We start from the raw sequence: 21,523 nt of genomic DNA on the forward strand, positions 1-21,523 counted from the left end.
TGATATAATTAGTAACATGAATGATTTCTATAAAAATAAAAATATACTTGTCATTGTAACTGGTGGCATTGCTGCCTATAAGGCTGCAACATTAGTTCGTGAATTGATTAAAAATGAGGCACGTGTTCGTGTGGGTATGACTGTAACCGCCCAAGAATTTATTACATCACGAACGTTTGCTGTTTTGTCTCACCATGAAGTCTTAACTGATCTTTTTCAAGCAAATGAAGCAGAGGTGATGCATATTGAATGGGCTAAATGGGCTGATATTATTTTTGTTGTCCCAGCAACAGCTAACATGGTAGGGAAACTTGCTCAGGGTATTATTGATGATGCTGTAACTTCAACAATTATTGCCTCTTCTGCTGAAAAAGTTATTGCCCCAGCGATGAATGATGTCATGCTCAATGCCCCTGCAATGATTCGTAACCTTCACACGTTAAAAAGTGATGACTGGCTTGTTATTGAACCGGATATAGGTTTTTTAGCTGAAGGTTATGATGCACAAGGACGTTTACCTGAACCCTTAGAAATCATAAACCAAGCGGCTATTCGATTGCAGGCGCGTATTGGTAGATTGGCTGGTCGAAAGATTGTCATAACTGCTGGGGGAACACGTGAAGCACTTGATCCAGTAAGATATTTGACGAATCGTTCATCGGGTAAAATGGGCTTTGCTTTAGCCCAAGCTGCTGTAGAATTAGGTGCCGACGTTGTTCTTGTGACAACAAATAGCCGTTACAAAATTTATGGTGTGCGTGAAGTTTTAGTTTCATCAACACGTGATATGCATGCAGCAGTTTTGCATGAATTTGATAATGCTGATGTCTTTATCGGTGCAGCAGCCGTTTCCGACTATCGTCCTGTAGAAGCGGCAAAAGATAAAATTAAGAAAAAATCTGGTGAGAATTTGACCATTAAATTGATGCAAAATCCTGATATTTTAGCTGAAGTTGGTCGTCATAAAACAATGAAACAACTAGTCGTAGGATTTGCTGCCGAAACACAAAATGTTCTTGAATATGCTCGTAAAAAATTAATTCAAAAAAATGCGGATATGTTAGTCGCTAATGATGTGAGTACTACAAATAGTGGATTTGATTCCGAGAACAATCGTGTAACTATTTTATCTCGAGATGAGGACCCTGAAATAATTTCCTTATCTCCTAAAATAGCTATTGCTAGAAGTATTATGGATAAGATAGCCAAAAAACTCGCATAAGTTTTTTTTTTATGCTAGAATTAACTGTTAATTAACCTTAAAATGGAGGCAAACATGGCAGAAGAAGTAGAAGAAAATACCTCTGGATTTAATCTTGGAGATGTTTTATTAGCACCAGCTTATGGTAATTTAGAAAAACCTTTCACGGGACAAGTTGAAAAAATCTATGAAAATTCATTGTTAGTTGAGATTACAGAAAATGATCCAGCAGATCAACCAGCAGTGAATGAAATGAATCACCGAGCGGTAGTTCGTATGGACGAAGTGGAAGTGATTAAACACGGTCCAGCACCTGAGAAAAAAATAAGTGACGAAGATAAGTAAAGATGTTTCTAAACTATGATTAAGCAAGCTTGAGTTGATGGAAGTCAAGCCATAGTTGAAACGGCGCATACTTTGAGTCCTAAGTAAATAGATTTGAGTGGCGAAAGCTATTAGAGTGGTACCGCGGGCATAGCTCGTCTCTTTGTTGTTATCTAACAAGAGGCGAGCTTATTTATTTTGAGTGAATATTATTTCACGAATACGGTATAATAAGAATATCGAATTTTTATTGTATTTTAAAATTAAAAATTGATATAAACATCAAAAGGAAAAAAGATGGTAGATAATATACAAATAGTTGATGCACTGAAAGCAGTGCTGACTGATTTAACAGTAGAACAAATTTCTGAAAAATTAGAGGCACCAAAATCATCAGATCTTGGTGATGTGGCCTTTCCAACATTTACGTTAGCAAAAATAATGCATAAAGCACCGCAACAAATTGCGGCTGATATTGTTGCAACTATTGATCAAAGTGGCTTTGAAAAAGTAGTTGCAACGGGTCCATATATTAACTTTTTCTTAGATAAAGAAGCAACATCAAATAAAGTATTAAAGACAGTTTTTGATCTTGAGAGTGCCTATGGAGATAATCTTGATGGACAAGGAACGAAAATTACCATTGATATGTCAAGCCCAAATATTGCCAAGCCAATGTCGATGGGGCACTTACGTTCAACAGTTATTGGTAATGCTTTAGCCAATATTACCGCTAAAAATGGTTATGAGCCAGTAAAAATTAATCATTTAGGAGATTGGGGTACGCAGTTTGGTAAGTTAATTTATGCATACAAAACCTGGGGTTCAGAACAAGAAGTTAAATCCGATCCTATAGCCACTTTGTTGAAGTACTATGTTGAATTTCATGAAAAAGCCAAAGAAGATGAGTCGTTAAACGATGAAGGTCGAGCTTGGTTTAAGAAACTTGAAGATGGTGATCGAGAAGCACATGAATTGTGGCAATGGTTTCGAGCTGAATCTCTTAAAGAATTTTCAGAAATTTATGATCGTTTAGACATTGACTTCGATTCATTTAATGGAGAAGCTTTTTATAATGATAAAATGGAGAAAGTTATTGATATTCTCGAAGAGAAAAACCTTTTAGTTGCATCTCAAGGTGCTCAAATTGTTGATTTGAGCGATATCAATCAAAATCTAACGCCCGCGATGATTAAACGTTCTGATGGTGCTACTCTATATATGACTCGTGACTTGGCAGCAGCTATTTATCGAAAAGAAAAGTATAATTTTGCAAAGTCGCTATATGTTGTTGGTGGTGAACAGCGTGAACATTTTGTTCAGATGAAAGCCGTATTGTCGCTTATGGGATTTGAATGGGCCAATGATATCGAGCATATTGCCTTTGGATTAATTACATTTAATGGCAAAAAGATGTCAACACGTAAAGGTGATGTTGTCCTACTCAAAGATGTCTTGGATGATGCACATGAGTTAGCTTTGAAACAAATTCAAGAAAAGAATCCGTCATTGGACAACAAGGATTTGGTGGCTGAGCAAGTCGGTGCTGGTGCTGTTGTTTTTCACGATTTGATGAATGATCGTACAAACAATTTTGATTTCAATTTAGAAGAAGTTGTTCGTTTTGAAGGTGACACTGGTCCATACGTGCAATATACAAATGCTCGTGCCAAATCAATATTACGTAAGTCATCAATCCAATTAACAAGTGAGCAACTGAACTTGAGTGATGCACAAACTTGGGATATTATTACAATTCTAAATAACTTTCCATCAACTATTCAGCGTGCTTGGCAACAACGTGAAGCAAGTATTATTGCTAAGTATTCGTTGAATTTATCGCGTGCTTTTAACAAATATTATGCTAACTCAAAAATATTAGTTGAAGACAATCAGTTGAATGCTCGTCTGGTTTTGGTTAAATCAGTATCTATTGTCTTAACAGAATGTTTACGCTTATTAGGTGTGAAAGCACCCGAAGAAATGTAGTGTGTGGTGTACAAACGACTAGACTGTTAAAATGGTGCATAGAACTATGACATTTTGAATACTGCTTTTAAATTGTCAGTGCACCATGACACAAAGGAGAAATCAATGATTTCAAAACAAGAGAGGCAAAAACTTATTTTGGAAATTATTCAAAATAATGATATTGCTAGTCAGGAAGAGTTGCTTGCGCAACTTGTTAATCGTGGTGTGGAAACAACTCAAACGACTATTTCACGCGATATTCGAGCCATGAATATTATTCGCCAAAAAAGTGATAACGGTCAACTAAGATACCAACAATTAAACAACATAGTGGAACCTGTGCAAAGTACGGTAACAACAAATGCTGTTGATGAGGCCATAAAAGAATATGCCTCATTTGTGACGCATGTAGAGTTTTTAACAATTATTCAAACAACAGATGGTAGTGGTAATTCAGTTGCTGGTATTATTGATGATGCTAATTTACCTGAAGTAATTACCACTTTAGCAGGTTTTAATACAATTTATGTTACCAGTAAAAATGAATCTGATGCAGCAAAACTAGCTAATCATTGGGCGGAACTGATAGGTTAATGAATGAAGTGGTTAAAAGCAATAAGTCAAAACATATGGAGTAAATTAGGGCCAATTTGGCATCGTTGGCAATTTGGGCGACTCTTAATTATTTTATTTTTAACGATATTTTTGGTAACAAGCGCTTATTTAGTAATTTTGGCTAAAACATCAAATGTTAAAAATCTAGAGGCAACTTTGTCACAAACAACAACTGTGTATGATGATCAAGGTGAAAAAGCTGGTGAATTATATTCACAAAAAGGGACTTATGTTTCGTATAATAAGATATCGCAAAATATGCGTGATGCGGTTTTATCAATAGAAGATCGTAACTTTTATCATGAATATGGATTCTCAGTAAAAGGAATTGCTCGAGCTGCTGTATTATTAGTTAAAAATAAATTAACAGGATCCAATACGATTTCTGGTGGTGGTTCAACCTTAACGCAACAGTTAGTTAAAAATGCTTACCTATCACAGGAACAAACATTTACTAGAAAAGCCAAAGAAATATTTTTGGCTATGCAAGTTGAACAAGATTATACAAAAAATGAAATCTTTACAATGTATTTGAATAATGCTTGGTTTGGTCATGGTGTGTGGGGTGTTGAAGATGCATCGCAAAAGTATTTTGGCGTTCATGCTAGTGAGTTAACAACTTCTCAAGCGGCAACATTAGCTGGTATGTTAACAAGTCCTGCTAAGTTTAATCCAATTGATCATCCAGCTGCTTCCACGGCACGACGCAATCTTGTTTTAACAACGATGGTTGAAAACAAAAAAATAACATCTGCTCAGGGAGCAACCGCTAAAGCAACTACTGATACTTTAAATGATACTTATGATGATTCTGGTAATTATAAATATCCATGGTATTTTGATTCAGTTATTAATGAAGCGATTAATACCTATGGTCTAACTGAAAATGATGTCATGAATCGTGGATACAAGATTTATACTACGTTAAATCAGGAAGACCAGTCAAACCTACAAACAGACTTTAATAATTCTGCGTTATTTAATTATGTCAATGACGCCCAGGCCGCCTCAATTGTTTTAAATGCAAAAACTGGTGGTGTTTTAGCTGTTGTAGGTGGCCGTGAATCAACGCATACATTCCGTGGGTTTAACCGTGCTAACCAATCACAATTACAACCAGGATCGGCCATTAAGCCTATGGTAGTATATGCACCAGCTTTACAGCGTGGGTATAGTATTAATTCCAAACTACCTAATCAGTCTACTAGTTTTGGAACTAATAATTACACGCCTAATAATGCAATGAACGTTGAAACGGCAGATGTGCCAATGTATTCAGCTTTAGAACATTCATATAACATTCCGGCAGTTTATTTGCTTAATAAAATGGGTGTTGAAGTTGGCTACAAGAGTGGCATTAAGTTTGGGTTGCCATTGTCAACCAAGGATAAAAATTTGTCTCTTGCATTAGGTGGTTTGACAAAAGGGGTTTCACCGCAACAAATGGCACAAGCATACACGGCTTTTGCGAATGGCGGTGTGATGAGCGACGCACACTATATTACAAAGATTGTCGATGCCAGCGGCAAAGTAATTGTTAGCACTCCTAAAGCTAAACAGACACAAGTTATTAGTAGTAAGGTTGCTAACAATATGACACGTATGATGCTTGGTACTTATACAGATGGGACAGGAGTAGGCTCTGCACCATCGGGTTATACAATAGCTGGTAAAACAGGTACAACTGAAAATCCTAATAGTACAGATAATGCTACATCATCAAAAGATTCTTGGGCGATGGCCTATACAAAGGATATAGTACAAGCTACTTGGATGGGACTCGAAGGAAATAATACAGGATCTTTGCCGCTGGGATTAACTTCTACAATGGGTCCATTAGTTAAGACATCGTTGGAACAAATTTTACCCAATACCGATCAAACTAAATTTACAGTGACAAATCCCAACACTACATCAACTAATAGTCAAAGTAATGACTTGTGGAGTACTATTCAAGATGACTTTAATACTGGTGTTGATAAAGCAGTTGATGGTGCTGGACAGCTTTGGAATAGTGTTAAAGGCTTATTTGGTAATTAACCTTATTTTATTTCATCACTTATGTATGATATGATTCAGTAGTAAATGTTTTGTGAAATTTGATGGCTTCAAAAGTTGATTTAGATTATAAAAAGGAAAAATAAAATGACAGTAAATATTTATGATAACGCGAATGAAATGGCAAATGTGTTGACCGAAACACAACAATATACTGTATGGCAAAATGCCTTTAATGAAGTTCAAGATGATGCGGAATCCAAAGAATTATTTAGTTCATTCCAAAAAATTCAGATGGCAGTGCAACAAATGATGCAAAATCAGCAACAGCCAAAGCCAGAACAAGAAAAAGCGTGGGATGACGTTGCTAAGAAAGTGCAACAAAATGCTAAAATTACTAGTTTGATGGAAGCTGAACAATCTTTGAATACGCTGTTGACGGAATTAAATGACATTGTTACGAAACCTGTCGCTACAGCTTACTCAAAGTTACAAAGCTAAAAAAAATATCACCGACAGACATTCTGTTGGTGATTTTGTGTAAAGGAAGGCAGTGCTTTATGAAATTTTTTAAGGAATGGGTTGTGCCAATTGCAAGTACAATGATTATTGTCGTACTTATTCGCTCATTTTTGTTTACTTTCGTGACTGTTAGTGGACCTTCGATGCAACCGAACTTACAAGACAAAGAAAAAGTTATTTTGAATAAAATTGCCACCTATAGACGTGGAGATGTTATTGTTTTTAATGCAAAAAATGAAGACCCTCGCTATAGAGCCGGTGACGATAAATATGTAAAACGTATCATTGGTCTTCCTGGAGACACAGTTGAGTATAAATCCTCCAATCTATATGTCAATGGTAAAAAAGTTAATCAAAGCTTCATTAGTTTAAGTGAACGCAGTCAAGGAACTGAAATGTCCTTTGGAAACACCTGGACATTGAAAACATTATCTTCCGGCACTTTATGGCAAAAAAAAGATCGTAATCATACAACGGTTCCAAAAGGAACATATTTTGTAATGGGAGATCATCGATCTGTATCGAATGACGGACGTTATTTTGGATTTATTGACAAGAATCATGTCATCGGTAAGGTAGTTGTGCCGTTTTGGAACAGTGATAGCACTGCAAAGAAAAATGTTAACCAAGGTAGCAACAATTTTTTTAGCAAGTAAATTGTTGCATTAGTTTTAAAAAAATGCTATGATGATTATCAATAAAATAAAACCTTTAATCAGGTCCAGAGAGACCTGCAAGGATTTAGATACTTTAGGTAAAGTGTATACTTTTGCCCTCATTTTCTAGAACCAAGCGGTCAACTCTGTCCGCTTGGTTTTTTGTATAAAGAAGGGTAATATGCGTAATTATTTGAATATAAATGCAATTAGTAAAAACGATGTGCTACACTTAATAAAACGTGCAATAGCGTTAAAATCAGGTGATCAGCCTAAAACAAAATCGCTAACAGCAATAAATTTATTTTTTGAAAATTCAACACGAACGCATAGTAGTTTTCAAATGGCGGAAAATTATCTCAATTGGAAACAAATCCAAATTAATCCATTAACAAGTTCAATGACTAAAGGTGAAAGTTTAACTGATACATTAAAAACATTAAAAGCAATAGGTGTGGATGTAGCAGTAATCAGGCACTCTCAAAATGCATGGTATGAAAATGTTTTGAAACATCAAGGTCACGCCATTCCACAGCTTGTTAATGCAGGTGATGGCAGTGGACAGCATCCTTCCCAGAGTTTGCTAGATCTTGTAACAATATATCAAGAATTTGGTCACTTTGAAGGATTGAAAGTTAGGATAATCGGTGACTTAGCACATTCAAGAGTTGCACGGTCAAATGCCGAAATTTTAAAAAGTTTAGGCGCAACATTAACGTTTAGCGGACCAATTGACTGGCAACCAAGTAATTTTTATACATTTGGCGAACATGTTGAGGTTGATGAAAATTGGTCAGAGCAAGATGTGGTTATGTTTCTTAGAGTTCAGCATGAAAGAATTACGCAAACAGAAAATCAAAATTTTTCGTCAAAAAAATATCATGAATGCTATGGATTAACGGATAAGAGATACGCAAATCTTAAGCAGCAAGCAATTATTATGCACCCTGCGCCAGTTAATCGTGATGTTGAAATAGCTGATCACTTGGTCGAAGCGCCAAAATCACGAATTTTTGAGCAGATGACCAATGGTGTATATGCACGAATGGCCATTCTAGAGTACGTAACGGAGTAAACAAATGCAACTTATTAAAAATGCCCAAATTTTATTAGAAAATCAATTAATTACAAAAGATGTATTAATTGATCAAGGAAAAATCAATAAGGTTTCTGACCATATTGATTATGCAAATGCTGAAGTATTTGAAGCAAATGGTTTGTTTTTGTCAGCTGGTTTAATTGATGTTCATGTTCACTTTCGTGAGCCAGGGTATGAATATAAGGAAACGATTAGAAGCGGTTCACAAGCAGCAGCAAGAGGTGGATTTACTACTGTAATTGCAATGCCTAATTTAAATCCAGTTCCTGATAGTGAAGAAAAAATTAATGCCCAAATTTTATTGAATAAAGCAAATGGTTTAGTGCATATTGAACAATACGGTGCGCTTTCAAATGGATTAACATCTACACATGTCACAAATATCGAAGGCATGTCAAATGCTGGTGCTAAGGCTTTTACAAATGATGGGAAGGGTGTACAAACAGCAGATACAATGCTTCAAGCTATGATTGCTGCCAAGCATGTTAATAAACCTCTTGCCGCCCATTTAGAAGATAATACATTAATTCATAGTGGTGTAATGAATGCTGGCCAAATTGCTGAAAGGCTAGCATTACCTGGCATTACAGGATTAGCAGAAAGTACACAGTTGGCTCGTGATTTAGTATTAGCACGTGCGACAGGTGTTCACTATCATGTGGCGCATATTTCTACTAAAGAATCCGTTAGTTTAGTTCGTATGGCTAAAAAAGAGGGTGTTCATGTTACTGCAGAGGTGTCACCGCACCACTTGCTATTGTCGGAAGAAAGCATTCTGTTGGATAATGCCATGTTTAAAATGAATCCGCCATTACGGTCACAACAAGATCGTGAAGCTGTAGTTGCTGCGCTGCTGGATGGTACGATTGACATGGTAGCAACAGATCATGCACCTCATGGAGAAGAAGAAAAGCAGCAATCATTTCTTGAAGCACCATTTGGGATTACAGGTATTGAAACAAGCTTTCAATTGCTGTATACGCATTTTGTAAAGACGGGCATTATGACCCTTAAAACACTGCTTGAAAGAATGATTGATGCACCAGCAACAGCATTTCAACTAGAAGCACCAACTGCAGTTGTCGAAGGCGCAAGGGCAGATTTAGCTTTGTTTGACTTAGAGAACGAGTATGAAATAGAAACAAATGAGTTTGCTTCCAAAGGTAAAAATTCGCCGTTTGTTGGTTGGAAAGTTTATGGTAAAACAATAGCAACTTGGGTTGACGGAAAAATTGTATATAAGGACAACGTAAAATGAAAAAACGCTACTTATTATTAGAAAATGGCTCAGTATACGAAGGTGAGGCATTTGGGGCAAACATTGATATGATGGCCGAATTAGTTTTTAACACGGGCATGTCAGGCTATCAAGAATCAATTACAGATTTATCTTATCGAGGTGAAATCATTGTTTTCACTTATCCCTTGATTGGAAATTATGGAATTAATCGTGATGACTTTGAAAGTTTGCGACCAGCTGCATCGGCAATTGTTGTACATGAAATTGCACGGCGTCCAAGTAATTGGCGTAAAATGATGAGCTTACCGGAATGGGCAGAAAAAACTGGTATGCCAGGTATCACAGGTGTAGATACTCGTGCGTTAACAAAGGAATTACGTCAGCAAGGTACAATGAAAGCGGCCCTCGTTGATGAAATCACAGATGAAGTTCGGAATGCATTACAGCATTTTGAACCATCAAAAACGCTGGTTAAAGACGCCACAACAAAAACACAGTATCAAAATCCGACCGATGGTGTGTCAATTGCTCTCATTGATTTTGGGTTAAAAAACTCCATTTTGCGTTCGCTAGCCAAACGAGGCGTTAATGTAATGGTTTTTCCAGCTGACGTGGATGCTCAAACAGTTCTTGCTGCTAATCCAGATGGAATTTTATTGTCAAATGGACCTGGTGATCCGAAGGATGCTATGTACGCAATTCCAACTATTAAAGAATTACAAAACCATTTACCGTTGATGGGAATTTGTTTTGGACATCAATTATTTGCTATCGCTAATGGTGCTGAAACATACAAAATGAAGTTCGGACATCGTGGTTTTAATCATGCTGTGCGTACGTTAGCAAAGTCAAGGTTAGACTTCACGTCACAAAATCATGGTTATGCAGTAAGTCGTGAAAGTTTAGCAAATACTGATTTAGTTATAACACATGAAGAAATTAATGATCTAACTATTGAAGGTTTACGATTGAAGGGATATCATGCATTTTCTGTTCAGTTCCATCCAGATGCTGCACCGGGTCCTCATGACGCAGAATATTTATTTGATGAATTTTTGGACATGATTACTGATTCAAAGAAGGAGATTACAAATGCCTAAACGTCAAGACATTAGTAAAATATTGGTGATTGGTTCTGGACCAATTGTTATTGGTCAAGCGGCTGAATTCGATTATTCGGGTACGCAAGCAGCGCTGTCTTTAAAAGAGGAAGGATACCATGTTATTCTAGTCAATTCAAATCCGGCTACTATAATGACGGATGCTGAGATTGCTGATAAAGTTTATATTGAACCTTTATCAATTGATTTTATTGAGCGCATATTGCGTAAAGAACGTCCAGATGCAATTTTACCAACATTGGGTGGTCAAACTGGATTAAATATGGCTAAAGATCTTTCAGAAGCCGGTATTTTGGATGAATTAGATATTGAATTGCTTGGCACAAAGCTTTCTGCAATTGAAGAGGCAGAAGATCGTGAAGAATTCAAGGCACTAATGGAACGTTTGAATGAGCCAATTCCTGAATCTATTATTGCAACAACGCTAGAAGAATCGCTTAATTTTGCGGATACACACGGTTATCCTGTTATTGTACGTCCTGCTTATACACTGGGTGGAACTGGTGGTGGAATTGCAAATACACATGAAGAACTTTCAGAAATTACTGCTAATGGTCTAGAGCTGTCTCCTGTGACACAGGTACTTATTGAGCGTTCAATTGCTGGCTATAAAGAAATTGAATTTGAAGTCATGCGTGATGCTAACGATAATGCATTGGTTGTGGCTTCTATGGAAAACTTTGATCCAGTTGGTATCCATACCGGTGATTCTATTGTTACGGCACCAGTACAGACCCTTTCTGATCGTGAATTACAAATGATGCGCGATGCAGCTCTGAAAATTATTCGTGCACTTAAAATTGAAGGTGGCGTTAATATTCAAATGGCGCTTGATCCAAGTTCATACAAGTATTACATTATTGAGGTGAACCCTAGAGTAAGTCGTTCCTCTGCACTGGCTTCAAAAGCTACTGGTTATCCAATTGCTAAAATGGCAGCTAAAATAGCTGTTGGTTTAACACTTGATGAAATCATTAATCCAGTTACTGGAACAACTAAAGCAGAATTTGAACCAGCTTTAGACTATGTCGTATTCAAAATTCCACGTTGGCCATTTGATAAGTTTGCAACTGCGGATCGCCGATTAGGTACACAAATGAAGGCCACTGGTGAAGTAATGGCTATTGGCCGTAATATGGAAGAGGCAATGCTAAAGGCAGTGCGCTCATTGGAAATTGGGGCTGTTGGGCTAGATGATATTACTTATGCCGAATTTTCTGACGAGGAACTACTAAATGAATTGATGCCAGCTCGTGATGATCGCTTGTTTATGATTGCTGATCTGTTACGTCGAGGAGTATCAATTGAAACAATTCACGCAAAGACTTTAATTGATGAATTTTTCTTAGATAAAGTGCTTCATGTCATTGAAATTGAACAAGACCTTGCAAAATATATCAATGACATTGAACATCTAACTTATGCTAAAAAGAATGGTTTTGCTGACGAAACAATTGCCAAAATTTGGGGTACAACGGCTGAAAAAATTCGTTCAATACGTCAAAATGAACAAATTACACCCGTTTATAAAATGGTAGATACTGTTGCGGCAGAATTCAAATCATCAACCCCATACTACTACGCAACGTATGAACAAGAAAATGAATCAGTTATTAGCACTAAAAAGTCTGTATTAGTCCTTGGCTCTGGACCAATCCGTATTGGACAGGGAGTCGAATTTGATTATGCAACTGTCCATGCAGTTAAGGCTATTCAAAGAGCTGGATATGAAGCCATTATTATGAATTCAAATCCAGAAACTGTATCTACTGATTTTTCAATCTCTGATAAATTATATTTTGAGCCATTAACCCTAGAAGATGTTTTGAATGTTGTTGATTTAGAAAATCCAGTTGGTGTGGTTGTTCAGTTTGGTGGTCAGACAGCTATTAACTTAGCTAAACCACTATCTGATAACGGTGTAGAAATTTTGGGCACAACTGTTGATGATTTGAATCGTGCTGAGGATCGCGAGGCGTTTGATCAAGTCATTAAAGAGCTTAATTTGCCACAACCAGTAGGAAAAACTGCCACAACAGTTGATGGTGCGTTAGCTGCTGCACAAGAAATTGGTTACCCAGTCTTAATACGGCCATCGTATGTTTTAGGTGGTCGAGCAATGGAAATCGTGTCTTCAGATAATGAACTGCAAGATTACATGCAAAGAGCTGTGAAAGTTTCTAATGATCATCCTGTTTTGATAGATTCATACTTGGTTGGTCAAGAAGCAGAAGTTGACGTTCTGTCTGACGGTGAAACAGCTGTGATTCCTGGTATTATGGAGCATATTGAACGTGCCGGGGTCCATTCAGGGGATTCCATGTCTGTTTACCCACCACAATATTTGTCTCAAAAAGTACAGGATGAGATGGTGCAGGCTTCCATTAATTTAGCAAAATCTATGAACACTGTTGGTTTAATGAACGTTCAATTTGTTATTCATGAAAATACGGCATACGTTATTGAAGTCAATCCACGTGCTTCCCGTACGGTACCTTTCATATCAAAGGTAACGCATTTACCATTAGCACAATTAGCAACACGTGTGATGCTAGGAGAGAAATTATCTGATATGGGACTGGAAACAGGGCTTATTCCTAATGATGACATGGTTCATGTCAAAGCACCAATTTTCTCCTTCACAAAATTACCTGATGTTGATTCATTGCTTGGACCAGAAATGAAATCTACTGGTGAAGTCATGGGATCAGATAGCACTCTATCAAAGGCGTTGTATAAAGCGTTTATTGCTTCTAATATTAAAGTACCACGCTATGGTAATGTATTGTTTACAGTTGCTGATGATGACAAAGATGAAGCACTTGAGTTAGCCAAAAGATTTAACGATTTAGGATTTGCTTTATTTGCAACAGCAGGAACAGGAGCCTATTTAGCTGAAAATAACTTACCTGTTGAAATACTAGATAAAATTTCAGAATCGGAAAACAACGCAGTCGCTGCGTTACGTCAACAAAGAGTACAAGTGCTAATTAACACAACTCAGGCTGATGATCGTGCAGAAAGTGATGGACGTCTTATACGAAATGCAGCTATTGAGAACGCTGTACCTTTGTTTACGGCATTAGATACAGTTAATGCCTTCTTAGAAGTATTGGAATCACGAAGTTTCACTGTAAAAGAAATGAGATAATTAATTTAAATGAGCTTCGGCTTATGTACATAGGAGTGTATAATGACTGAAAAGCCAGTATTTATTGCTTTAGATTTTCCAGATGCAGAGAGTACAAGGGGATTTTTGAAACCATTTTCAAAGTTAACTGAACGTCCGGCGCTAAAGGTTGGTATGGAGCTGTTTTATAGTGAGGGACCAGACTTTGTGCTAGAGCTTAAAAGAGCTGGCTATACCATCTTTTTAGATTTGAAACTTTATGATATTCCAAATACCGTTGGTCACACTGTTGCTAGGATTGCAAGATTAAATGTCGACTATTTAACAATTCACGCAATCGGTGGGGAAAAGATGCTAGCAGCGGCAGTGGCTAACAAAGGAGAATCACTAAAATTGTTAGCAGTCACCCAACTTACGTCACTTTCTGAAAATGAAATACGTGAAACACAGCTTACATCAGCTACAATTGCAGAAAGTGTCACACATTTGGCCAAAATAGCTTATGAAATAGGCGTAGATGGTACAATAAGTTCTGCTTTGGAAGCTGATTTAATTAGAAAACATACATCTGATCAATTTTTACGTATTACTCCTGGCATTCGTTTGTCTGGTGATGGAGTTGGCGACCAAACACGTGTGACGACGCCCCAAAAAGCTAAAATAATTGGTGCTACAGGGTTAGTAGTAGGTAGGTCTATTACTCAAGCTGAAAATCCGTTGGCAGCCTACCAACAGGTCATGAAAGAATGGAGAGATTAAATGATTGATTATAAGCAGCAAGTTGCTAATGATTTACTTGAAATTGGTGCTGTAAAATTTTCACCAACAGCCCCATTCACTTGGGCTTCTGGTATTCAAAGTCCGATATACACTGATAATCGAATGACAATTGGTTTTCCAGATGTTCGTCAAAATATTTACAAGGGATTATCTAATTTAATAACGGAAACATATGGTGATGTCGAAATCATTGGTGGTGTTGCTACGGCAGGAATTCCTCATGCAGCATGGGTAGCTGAAGCATTAAATAAGCCGATGATTTATGTTAGATCAAAACCAAAGGATCACGGAGCAGGTCGTCAAACCGAAGGTGCGTTTGTAAAAAATCGTAAAGTTGTTTTGATTGATGACCTAATTTCAACTGGTGGGTCTGTATTAGGTGCTGTTGAAGCTATACGTAAAGAAGGCGGCGAAGTTGTTGGTGTAGTATCTATATTTTCCTATGAGCTACCGGATGGTGTTAATAATTTTAAGAAAGCTGGTTTGACTTTCAGATCCTTGACAACCTATTCACAATTAATTGAAACCGCTGTTTTACGGGGAGATCTAGATAAATCACAAATTGAAACATTGCAAAATTGGAAGCAAGATCCTGCTTCTTGGCATGCATAAACAAAAAACCTTATCAATAATTTGATAAGGTTTTTTGTTTAATAAATAGCGTCACGGTACAAACCAATAACTTTTCCCAAAATTGATACATTTTTCAAAATAATTGGTGACATACTGTTGTTTTCTGGTTGTAGTCTATAGTGATCAGCTTCACGGAAGAAACGTTTTACAGTGGCTTCGTCACTATCATTCATTGCCACAACTACGTCGCCGTTATCAGCGTTATCTTGTTTGCGAACAATAACTTTGTCACCATCTAAGATACCGATATTAATCATTGAGTCGCCGTGAACATTTAGCATGAATAAATCTCCGTCAAACTGCATTAAGTTATCAGGAATAGGGAAGAACTCTGTTGCTTCTTCCTCAACAGCTAAAATTGGGGCTCCTGCTGTTACAACACCAAGAACTGGTATTTTTCCAGGAGTTGTTGATATACCAAGTATTTCAAGACCAACGTCAGTAACTTCTATAGCACGCGCTCTGGGTTTTGAAGCATCTTTTAAGAGATACCCTTTTTTAACTAGTCGTTCAATATGTCCATGAATAGTTGAAGACGAAGACAAACCTACTGCTTCACCGATTTCACGAACAGTGGGTGGATAACCATTAGCCGATTGTGCTTCGTGAATAAATCTTAGCACCTGTATTTGTTTGCTTTCTTGTGTAATTGCCATGATGGGTTTCCTATGTGTTAAATTTACTATCACTAGTATAACGAAAAAACACGAACAAATCAAACGTTTGTTCGTCATTTATTTTAATGTTTATTTTAATTTAGGTAAAAAATAAAAATTTTGATCATCTATTTTTCAAAAATAATTGAATTGATTGAATTAAAATGTTAACTATTCAAGTTATTATAGCGGGGGGTTGCTGCCTGTGATATAATAACTATCAGACATTTTATTAAGGAGAATATGCATGATTAGCACATGGCTAGCAATTTTAATTGCAGTATTAGCTTTGGTTATTGGTTTGGTCGGCGGCTTTTTCTTAGCACGTAATTCAATGAAGAATTATCTTGCAAAAAATCCACCAATTTCAGAAGAAATGATGAAATCAATGATGATGTCAATGGGACAAAAGCCATCTCAAAAGAAGTTGAACCAAATGATGGCTCAAATGAAGCAACAAAGCGCCAATTCGCAAAAAAAATAAGCCAGTTGGCTTATTTTTTTTCTAAACGCTTAGGGTCTATATATTGCCAAGTGGGATCAATCTCGGCATCTAATTCTTCAAACGCACGTTGCATTTGTTCTGTATATTTTGTAATATTTTCCTTATTTAATCGATCCTTACGATTAATTATAATAGGAGTTCCAAAGTTAACCGTGGTATTATTACGTTTAAAAAGTTGACTAAACTTAACTGGTCCTTGATATACAGCTGGAACAATTGTTTTCCCAGCCATACGAGCAATTAAAATCGAACCTGATTTTAAGTCATCACTGTGTCTAGATCCTGAAGGGAACATAATCAGTGAGCGATTACCTTCTTTCAGCTCACGAACTGGTATTTTTATAACACTAGGACCAACATTTTCGCGGTCAACAGGGAAAGCACCGGCTGACTTAATTAACCAAGCCAAAGGTTTGAATTTAAATAATTCAATTTTTGCCATGAAAATAAAATGCTTTGGATAGGCAGCTACTGCATACCAAACTGGATCCCACCATGTACGGTGTGGGCCCACTAGGACATAGTTATCTTCTTGTGGTAATCTGCTGCGATGCATATATTTAATACGGCCTGTTACGACCCAAATAATTGATACAGCAATGCTTCGTAGAAAATCATAAAATTTCATCTGTATTTACCTCATAAATAAAATCATTTCAATTTTACAGATAAAAAGAAAGAAACGCAAATGACAAAACCTATTCTCAAACCAAATGAACGTATTGATGGCTTGCCATCACAAAATATTAATATTATCCAAAATCCAGACATGTTTTCTTATTCATTAGATGCTATTCTGTTAGCACATTTTGCTGGAGTAAAAGGTAAAGGACATGGATTGACCGTTGACCTTGGTTCCGGGACTGGTGCAGTGGGATTATTTTATACACCAAAAGTTAGTGGACAAGTAAAGTTAGTTGAAATACAACCCGAATTGGCTGAAATGGCAAAAAGAAGCATTAACTTAAATGACTTAGCTGATAGAGTTACAGTGATTCAATCAGACATGAAAGCCATTTTTGACGAAATAAAACCTGGTTCTGTTGAAACGGTTTTAACCAATCCACCTTACTTTCCTATTAATGAATCCACGAAGACGAATATTGATGAGCATTATGAGATTGCTCGACATGAATTGATGATTAATTTACCAGAGTTAGCACAGATCACAAATAAATTGCTGAAAAATAATGGCAAAGTATACATGGTACACCGCCCAGAAAGATTGGCTGATATTTTTTCTGCTTTTGCTATGCGAAAATTGATGATTAAGAGAGTACAGTTTGTATATGGGAAACCAAACCGTGAGGCCAATATGGTTTTAATAGAAGCAATTAAAAGTGGTAAATCAGGTGGTGTACGTATCATGCCTCCACTTACTGCTTATACTGAATCTAATGAATATACCCCAGAAGTTCAGGAAATTCTTTACGGTAAAGCGTGGGAAAAATGAAACTGTATTATTTTTATGTGTTATTCACAGCTGATGGTTATTTTTATGGTGGCTTTACTGATGATGTACAGCGGCGTTTGAAAACCCATGAAGCTGGCAAAGGTGCAAAATTTACTCGAGTAAAGTCTCGACACCCTTTAAAATTAATTTATTCGGAAAAATTTACAACAAAAAGTGAAGCATTAAAAGCCGAAGCAAGTTTTAAAAAGTTAAAACGAGCATATAAGGAGCGTTATCTATTAGATCATAACGTTCCTAAAATTTGGTAAAGCGCTTGTCATTGAGAAATAAATGTAGTATAGTATTATATGTTGTGAAAACAGCAAATACACACGATAAATGAGAACACGTAGGTGCAGAAATGTCAGCGTGAACCACGAATTTATCGGCGGAAAAACCTAGGAGGCCATATTATGGCAGTTATTTCAATGAAAGAACTCCTCGAAGCAGGAGTACACTTCGGTCACCAAACACGTCGTTGGGACCCAAAGATGGATGAATATATCTTTACAGAACGTAATGGTATCCATATCATCGATTTACAAAAAACAGTTAAGCTGGTTGATGAAGCGTATAACTTCATTCGTAATGCTTCTACAGACGGTGCTAACGTATTGTTTGTTGGCACAAAAAAGCAAGCTTCAGATGCTATTGCTGAAGAAGCAGCGCGTGCTGGTCAATATTACATCAACCACCGTTGGTTGGGTGGTACGTTGACAAACTGGAATACTATCAAGACACGTATCCAACGTTTGAAGGACTTGCAAGCAATGGCCGAAGACGGTACATTTGAGCAATTGCCTAAGAAAGAAGTTGTTTTGTTAAACAAGCAACGTGAAAAGTTGGAAAAGTTCTTAGGTGGTATTCAAGATATGCCAGGTTTGCCAGACGTATTATTTGTTGTTGATCCTAAGAAGGAAGAAATTGCCGTCAAGGAAGCAAACATGTTGAACATCCCAGTTGTTGCTATGATTGATACTAATGCTAACCCAGATGTAGTTGATGTTAAGATCCCTGCTAATGATGATGCTATTCGTGCTGTGCGTTTAATTACTTCAAAGATTGCTGATGCTGTTATCGAAGGCCGTCAAGGTCAAGATTCAGCACCTGAAGATGCTTTCGTTGAAGGTGACGAAAACACAGAATCAATTGAAGAAATTGCCAACATTGTTGAAGAAGGCAATAACTAATTAATTTTATTCTATAAATACCGTTCCTAGCGGACCTGTTCGGGACGCGGAATGGTATTTTAATATGTTATAATAAAAATACTAAAAACTATTTTAGAGGAGCAATATAATGGCAATTACTGCTGCACAAGTAAAGGAATTACGTGACAAGACATCTGTTGGTATGATGGATGCAAAGAAAGCTTTGGTCGAAGCTGAAGGTGATTTAGATAAAGCGATTGATTTATTGCGTGAAAAAGGTATGGCAAAAGCTGCCAAGAAGGGTGATCGTGTTGCTGCTGAAGGTATGACTGCAGTTGCTATTAAAGGAAACCGTGCAGCAATTATCGAATTGAACTCAGAAACTGATTTCGTTGCTGGCAATGCTGAATTTAATGAATTGCTTCATGCGGTTGCAAACACAATCGTTGAGTTTGCTCCTGTAGATGTTGAAGCAGCTTTGGCGCTTGAAGTTCAAGAAGGTCAAACTTTGAACGAAAAGATCATTGGTACAACTCAAATTACTGGTGAAAAAATTACTTTACGTCGTTTCTCTGTTGTTGAAAAGTCAGATGCTGAAAACTTTGGTTCATATTCTCACTTGGCAGGTTCAATTTCAGCTTTGGTTGTGGTTGACGGTGCTTCAGAAGAAGCTGCTAAAGATATTGCTATGCATGTTGCTGCTATTGCACCACAGTATGTTTCTGATGATCAAGTGCCTGCTGATGTTATTGCCAAAGAAAAGGAAGTTCAATTAGCTTCTGAAGATTTGAATGGTAAGCCTGATAATATTAAGGAACGTATGGTTGAAGGACGTATCAAGAAGTTCTTAGCCGAGATCTCATTATTAGATCAAGCCTTCGTTAAAAATGGTGATCAAACTGTTGCGCAATTTATTACTTCACAGAATGGATCAGTTAAGTCATTTGTTCGTTACCAAGTAGGTGATGGTATTGAAAAGCAAGTAACTGATTTAGCAGAAGAAGTTGCAAAGCAATTAGGATAAAAATTAAAGTTGCTTGTTGAGTGATAAAATTATTATCATAATTTTATCAGAAATTCAGTTAGTTATTAAAGCGCACTATCATGACATGGTGCACTTTTTTTTCGGAATTTTTTGCAAATCTTTGATATACTTGTATAAGCAAATAAAAGAGGTTAAACATGACTGATATTAAGTATAAACGCGTTTTGATGAAGCTCTCTGGTGAAGCATTGGCGGGAGAAAAGGGTCAAGGTATTGATCTCGAAACAGTTTCTGCCATTGCCGAGGAATTAAAAGAAGTTCACGACTTGGGGACACAAATCGCTATTGTTGTGGGCGGCGGTAATTTGTGGCGTGGGGAACCTGCTTCAAAAATTGGTATGGAGCGCTCTCGCGCTGATTATACTGGTATGCTTGGAACAACGATGAATGCATTGGTATTGCAAGATTCGCTAGAACGTGCTGGTGTGCAAACACGTGTGCAAACAGCTATCACAATGCAACAAATTGCTGAACCTTACATACGTGGTCGTGCTATTCGTCATTTGGAAAAGGGACGAATTGTTATTTTTGCAGCAGGAACAGGATCACCATATTTCTCAACAGATACAACAGCTGCGCTACGCGCTAATGAAATTAATGCTGACGCGATTTTGATGGGTAAAAATGGTGTCGATGGTATCTATGATTCAGATCCAAACAAAAATGCTAATGCAGTTAAATTTACTGAATTGACACACCTTGAAATTTTGAAAAAGGGTTTGAAAGTAATGGATTCCACAGCTAGTTCACTTTCTATGGATAACAATATGCCACTGGTAGTCTTTAATCTTAATACACCAGGTAATTTAAAGCGTGTTGTTCTTGGAGAAGAAATTGGAACAACAGTAACAGGAGAAAAATAATGACTTTTGATTTGACAAATGCTAAAGATCGTATGAAAGGTGCGCAAGAAGCGCTTCAACGTGAATTAGCTAACATTAGAACAGGGCGTGCAAACCCAAATATTTTGAATCGAGTAGAGGTGGAGTATTATGGAGCCATGACACCACTTAATCAAGTGGCTTCTATATCTGTGCCAGAAGCACGAATTTTGCTGATAACACCATTCGATAAAAGTGCATTAGAAGCTATTGTACATGCTATTAATGTTTCAGATTTAGGCTTAAATCCTGCTTCCGATGGTAATATCGTCCGCTTAGCCATTCCGCAAATGACGGAAGAACGTCGTAAAGAGTTAGCTAAAGAAGTGAAGGCTGAGGCTGAAAAAGCCAAAGTTTCAGTTCGTAATGTTCGTCGTGATATTATGGATGACATCAAAAAAGATAAAGAAATGCCTGAAGATGATGCTCGTAAGGCGGAAGATCAGACGCAGAAGTTAACAGATGAAAATATCAAAGCAATTGACGAAATAGCGGCTGAGAAAGAAAAAGAGTTGTTGACAATTTGATTTTTATGTTATGTT

The 21,523-nt window shown here is 37.0% G+C and carries 22 protein-coding genes; 20 read left to right on the forward strand and 2 right to left on the reverse strand.

Going from position 1 to position 21,523, the window contains the following annotated elements; genetic code table 11:
- The first annotated feature begins 16 nt into the window (after window positions 1-16).
- From coaBC to pyrE, 13 genes are all read left to right on the forward strand, one after another.
- Window positions 17-1,222 (forward strand): bifunctional phosphopantothenoylcysteine decarboxylase/phosphopantothenate--cysteine ligase CoaBC, encoded by a 1,206-nt coding sequence (coaBC, locus tag ESZ47_RS01735; RefSeq protein ID WP_148604202.1) that lies wholly within the window; start codon window positions 17-19, stop codon window positions 1,220-1,222.
- A gap of 54 nt (window positions 1,223-1,276) precedes the next feature.
- Complete coding sequence (locus ESZ47_RS01740; RefSeq protein WP_148604204.1) at window positions 1,277-1,546, forward strand: hypothetical protein; 270 nt, start codon at window positions 1,277-1,279, stop codon at window positions 1,544-1,546.
- A 276-nt stretch (window positions 1,547-1,822) separates the two neighbouring features.
- Window positions 1,823-3,514, forward strand: coding sequence for an arginine--tRNA ligase (argS, locus tag ESZ47_RS01745; protein WP_148604206.1), 1,692 nt, complete (start codon window positions 1,823-1,825; stop codon window positions 3,512-3,514).
- Window positions 3,515-3,619: 105 nt separating this feature from the next.
- Window positions 3,620-4,090: an arginine repressor gene (locus ESZ47_RS01750; protein WP_148604208.1), complete on the forward strand. Its 471-nt coding sequence runs from the start codon at window positions 3,620-3,622 to the stop codon at window positions 4,088-4,090.
- A gap of 3 nt (window positions 4,091-4,093) precedes the next feature.
- Window positions 4,094-6,151, forward strand: coding sequence for a PBP1A family penicillin-binding protein (locus ESZ47_RS01755; protein ID WP_148604209.1), 2,058 nt, complete (start codon window positions 4,094-4,096; stop codon window positions 6,149-6,151).
- A gap of 105 nt (window positions 6,152-6,256) precedes the next feature.
- Window positions 6,257-6,610, forward strand: coding sequence for a YlbF family regulator (locus ESZ47_RS01760; protein WP_148604211.1), 354 nt, complete (start codon window positions 6,257-6,259; stop codon window positions 6,608-6,610).
- Between the two features lie 59 nt (window positions 6,611-6,669).
- Window positions 6,670-7,287 carry a signal peptidase I gene (gene lepB / locus ESZ47_RS01765; protein WP_148604213.1) on the forward strand — a complete coding sequence of 206 codons (618 nt, stop codon included), beginning with the start codon at window positions 6,670-6,672 and terminating at the stop codon, window positions 7,285-7,287.
- A gap of 181 nt (window positions 7,288-7,468) precedes the next feature.
- Complete coding sequence (locus ESZ47_RS01770; RefSeq protein WP_148604215.1) at window positions 7,469-8,362, forward strand: aspartate carbamoyltransferase catalytic subunit; 894 nt, start codon at window positions 7,469-7,471, stop codon at window positions 8,360-8,362.
- A gap of 4 nt (window positions 8,363-8,366) precedes the next feature.
- The gene (locus tag ESZ47_RS01775; RefSeq protein ID WP_148604217.1) at window positions 8,367-9,644 is read left to right on the forward strand and encodes a dihydroorotase; all 1,278 of its coding nucleotides are present in this window, start codon (window positions 8,367-8,369) and stop codon (window positions 9,642-9,644) included.
- Complete coding sequence (locus ESZ47_RS01780) at window positions 9,641-10,726, forward strand: carbamoyl phosphate synthase small subunit (protein WP_148604219.1); 1,086 nt, start codon at window positions 9,641-9,643, stop codon at window positions 10,724-10,726. Before ESZ47_RS01775 ends, ESZ47_RS01780 begins: the two co-directional genes overlap by 4 nt.
- Entirely contained in the window at window positions 10,719-13,898 is a 3,180-nt protein-coding gene (gene carB / locus ESZ47_RS01785) for a carbamoyl-phosphate synthase large subunit (protein WP_148604221.1), read from the forward strand. Before ESZ47_RS01780 ends, carB begins: the two co-directional genes overlap by 8 nt.
- A gap of 42 nt (window positions 13,899-13,940) precedes the next feature.
- Window positions 13,941-14,636 (forward strand): orotidine-5'-phosphate decarboxylase, encoded by a 696-nt coding sequence (gene pyrF, locus ESZ47_RS01790; RefSeq protein WP_148604223.1) that lies wholly within the window; start codon window positions 13,941-13,943, stop codon window positions 14,634-14,636.
- Window positions 14,637-15,269, forward strand: coding sequence for an orotate phosphoribosyltransferase (pyrE, locus tag ESZ47_RS01795; protein ID WP_148604225.1), 633 nt, complete (start codon window positions 14,637-14,639; stop codon window positions 15,267-15,269).
- Window positions 15,270-15,307: 38 nt separating this feature from the next.
- Here the strand turns inward: pyrE and lexA are convergent, their stop codons facing one another.
- Window positions 15,308-15,946 (reverse strand): transcriptional repressor LexA, encoded by a 639-nt coding sequence (gene lexA / locus ESZ47_RS01800; RefSeq protein WP_148604227.1) that lies wholly within the window; start codon window positions 15,944-15,946, stop codon window positions 15,308-15,310.
- 247 nt (window positions 15,947-16,193) lie between these two features.
- Here lexA and ESZ47_RS01805 point away from each other — a divergent pair, with 247 nt between their 5' ends.
- Entirely contained in the window at window positions 16,194-16,430 is a 237-nt protein-coding gene (locus tag ESZ47_RS01805; protein ID WP_148604228.1) for a YneF family protein, read from the forward strand.
- Window positions 16,431-16,440: 10 nt separating this feature from the next.
- Here the strand turns inward: ESZ47_RS01805 and ESZ47_RS01810 are convergent, their stop codons facing one another.
- Window positions 16,441-17,079 (reverse strand): lysophospholipid acyltransferase family protein, encoded by a 639-nt coding sequence (locus tag ESZ47_RS01810; protein WP_148604230.1) that lies wholly within the window; start codon window positions 17,077-17,079, stop codon window positions 16,441-16,443.
- Window positions 17,080-17,139: 60 nt separating this feature from the next.
- Here ESZ47_RS01810 and ESZ47_RS01815 point away from each other — a divergent pair, with 60 nt between their 5' ends.
- The 6 genes from ESZ47_RS01815 (at window position 17,140) to frr (ending at window position 21,508) form a co-directional block, all read left to right on the forward strand.
- Window positions 17,140-17,904, forward strand: a complete 765-nt coding sequence (locus tag ESZ47_RS01815; RefSeq protein ID WP_148604231.1) for a tRNA1(Val) (adenine(37)-N6)-methyltransferase — start codon at window positions 17,140-17,142, stop codon at window positions 17,902-17,904.
- Window positions 17,901-18,173 carry a GIY-YIG nuclease family protein gene (locus ESZ47_RS01820; protein ID WP_148604233.1) on the forward strand — a complete coding sequence of 91 codons (273 nt, stop codon included), beginning with the start codon at window positions 17,901-17,903 and terminating at the stop codon, window positions 18,171-18,173. The genes ESZ47_RS01815 and ESZ47_RS01820 overlap by 4 nt, the downstream gene beginning before the upstream one ends.
- 144 nt (window positions 18,174-18,317) lie before the next feature.
- Entirely contained in the window at window positions 18,318-19,094 is a 777-nt protein-coding gene (rpsB, locus tag ESZ47_RS01825; RefSeq protein WP_148604235.1) for a 30S ribosomal protein S2, read from the forward strand.
- 109 nt (window positions 19,095-19,203) lie between these two features.
- A complete protein-coding gene (gene tsf, locus ESZ47_RS01830) occupies window positions 19,204-20,079 on the forward strand; it encodes a translation elongation factor Ts (RefSeq protein WP_148604236.1) in 876 nt (291 codons plus the stop codon).
- Between the two features lie 158 nt (window positions 20,080-20,237).
- Complete coding sequence (pyrH, locus tag ESZ47_RS01835) at window positions 20,238-20,963, forward strand: UMP kinase (protein WP_148604238.1); 726 nt, start codon at window positions 20,238-20,240, stop codon at window positions 20,961-20,963.
- Entirely contained in the window at window positions 20,963-21,508 is a 546-nt protein-coding gene (gene frr, locus ESZ47_RS01840; protein ID WP_148604240.1) for a ribosome recycling factor, read from the forward strand. Before pyrH ends, frr begins: the two co-directional genes overlap by 1 nt.
- The last annotated feature ends 15 nt before the right edge of the window (window positions 21,509-21,523 follow it).

Origin of the sequence: Leuconostoc litchii, from assembly GCF_008107645.1 — a bacterium.
Taxonomy (GTDB): domain Bacteria; phylum Bacillota; class Bacilli; order Lactobacillales; family Lactobacillaceae; genus Leuconostoc; species Leuconostoc litchii.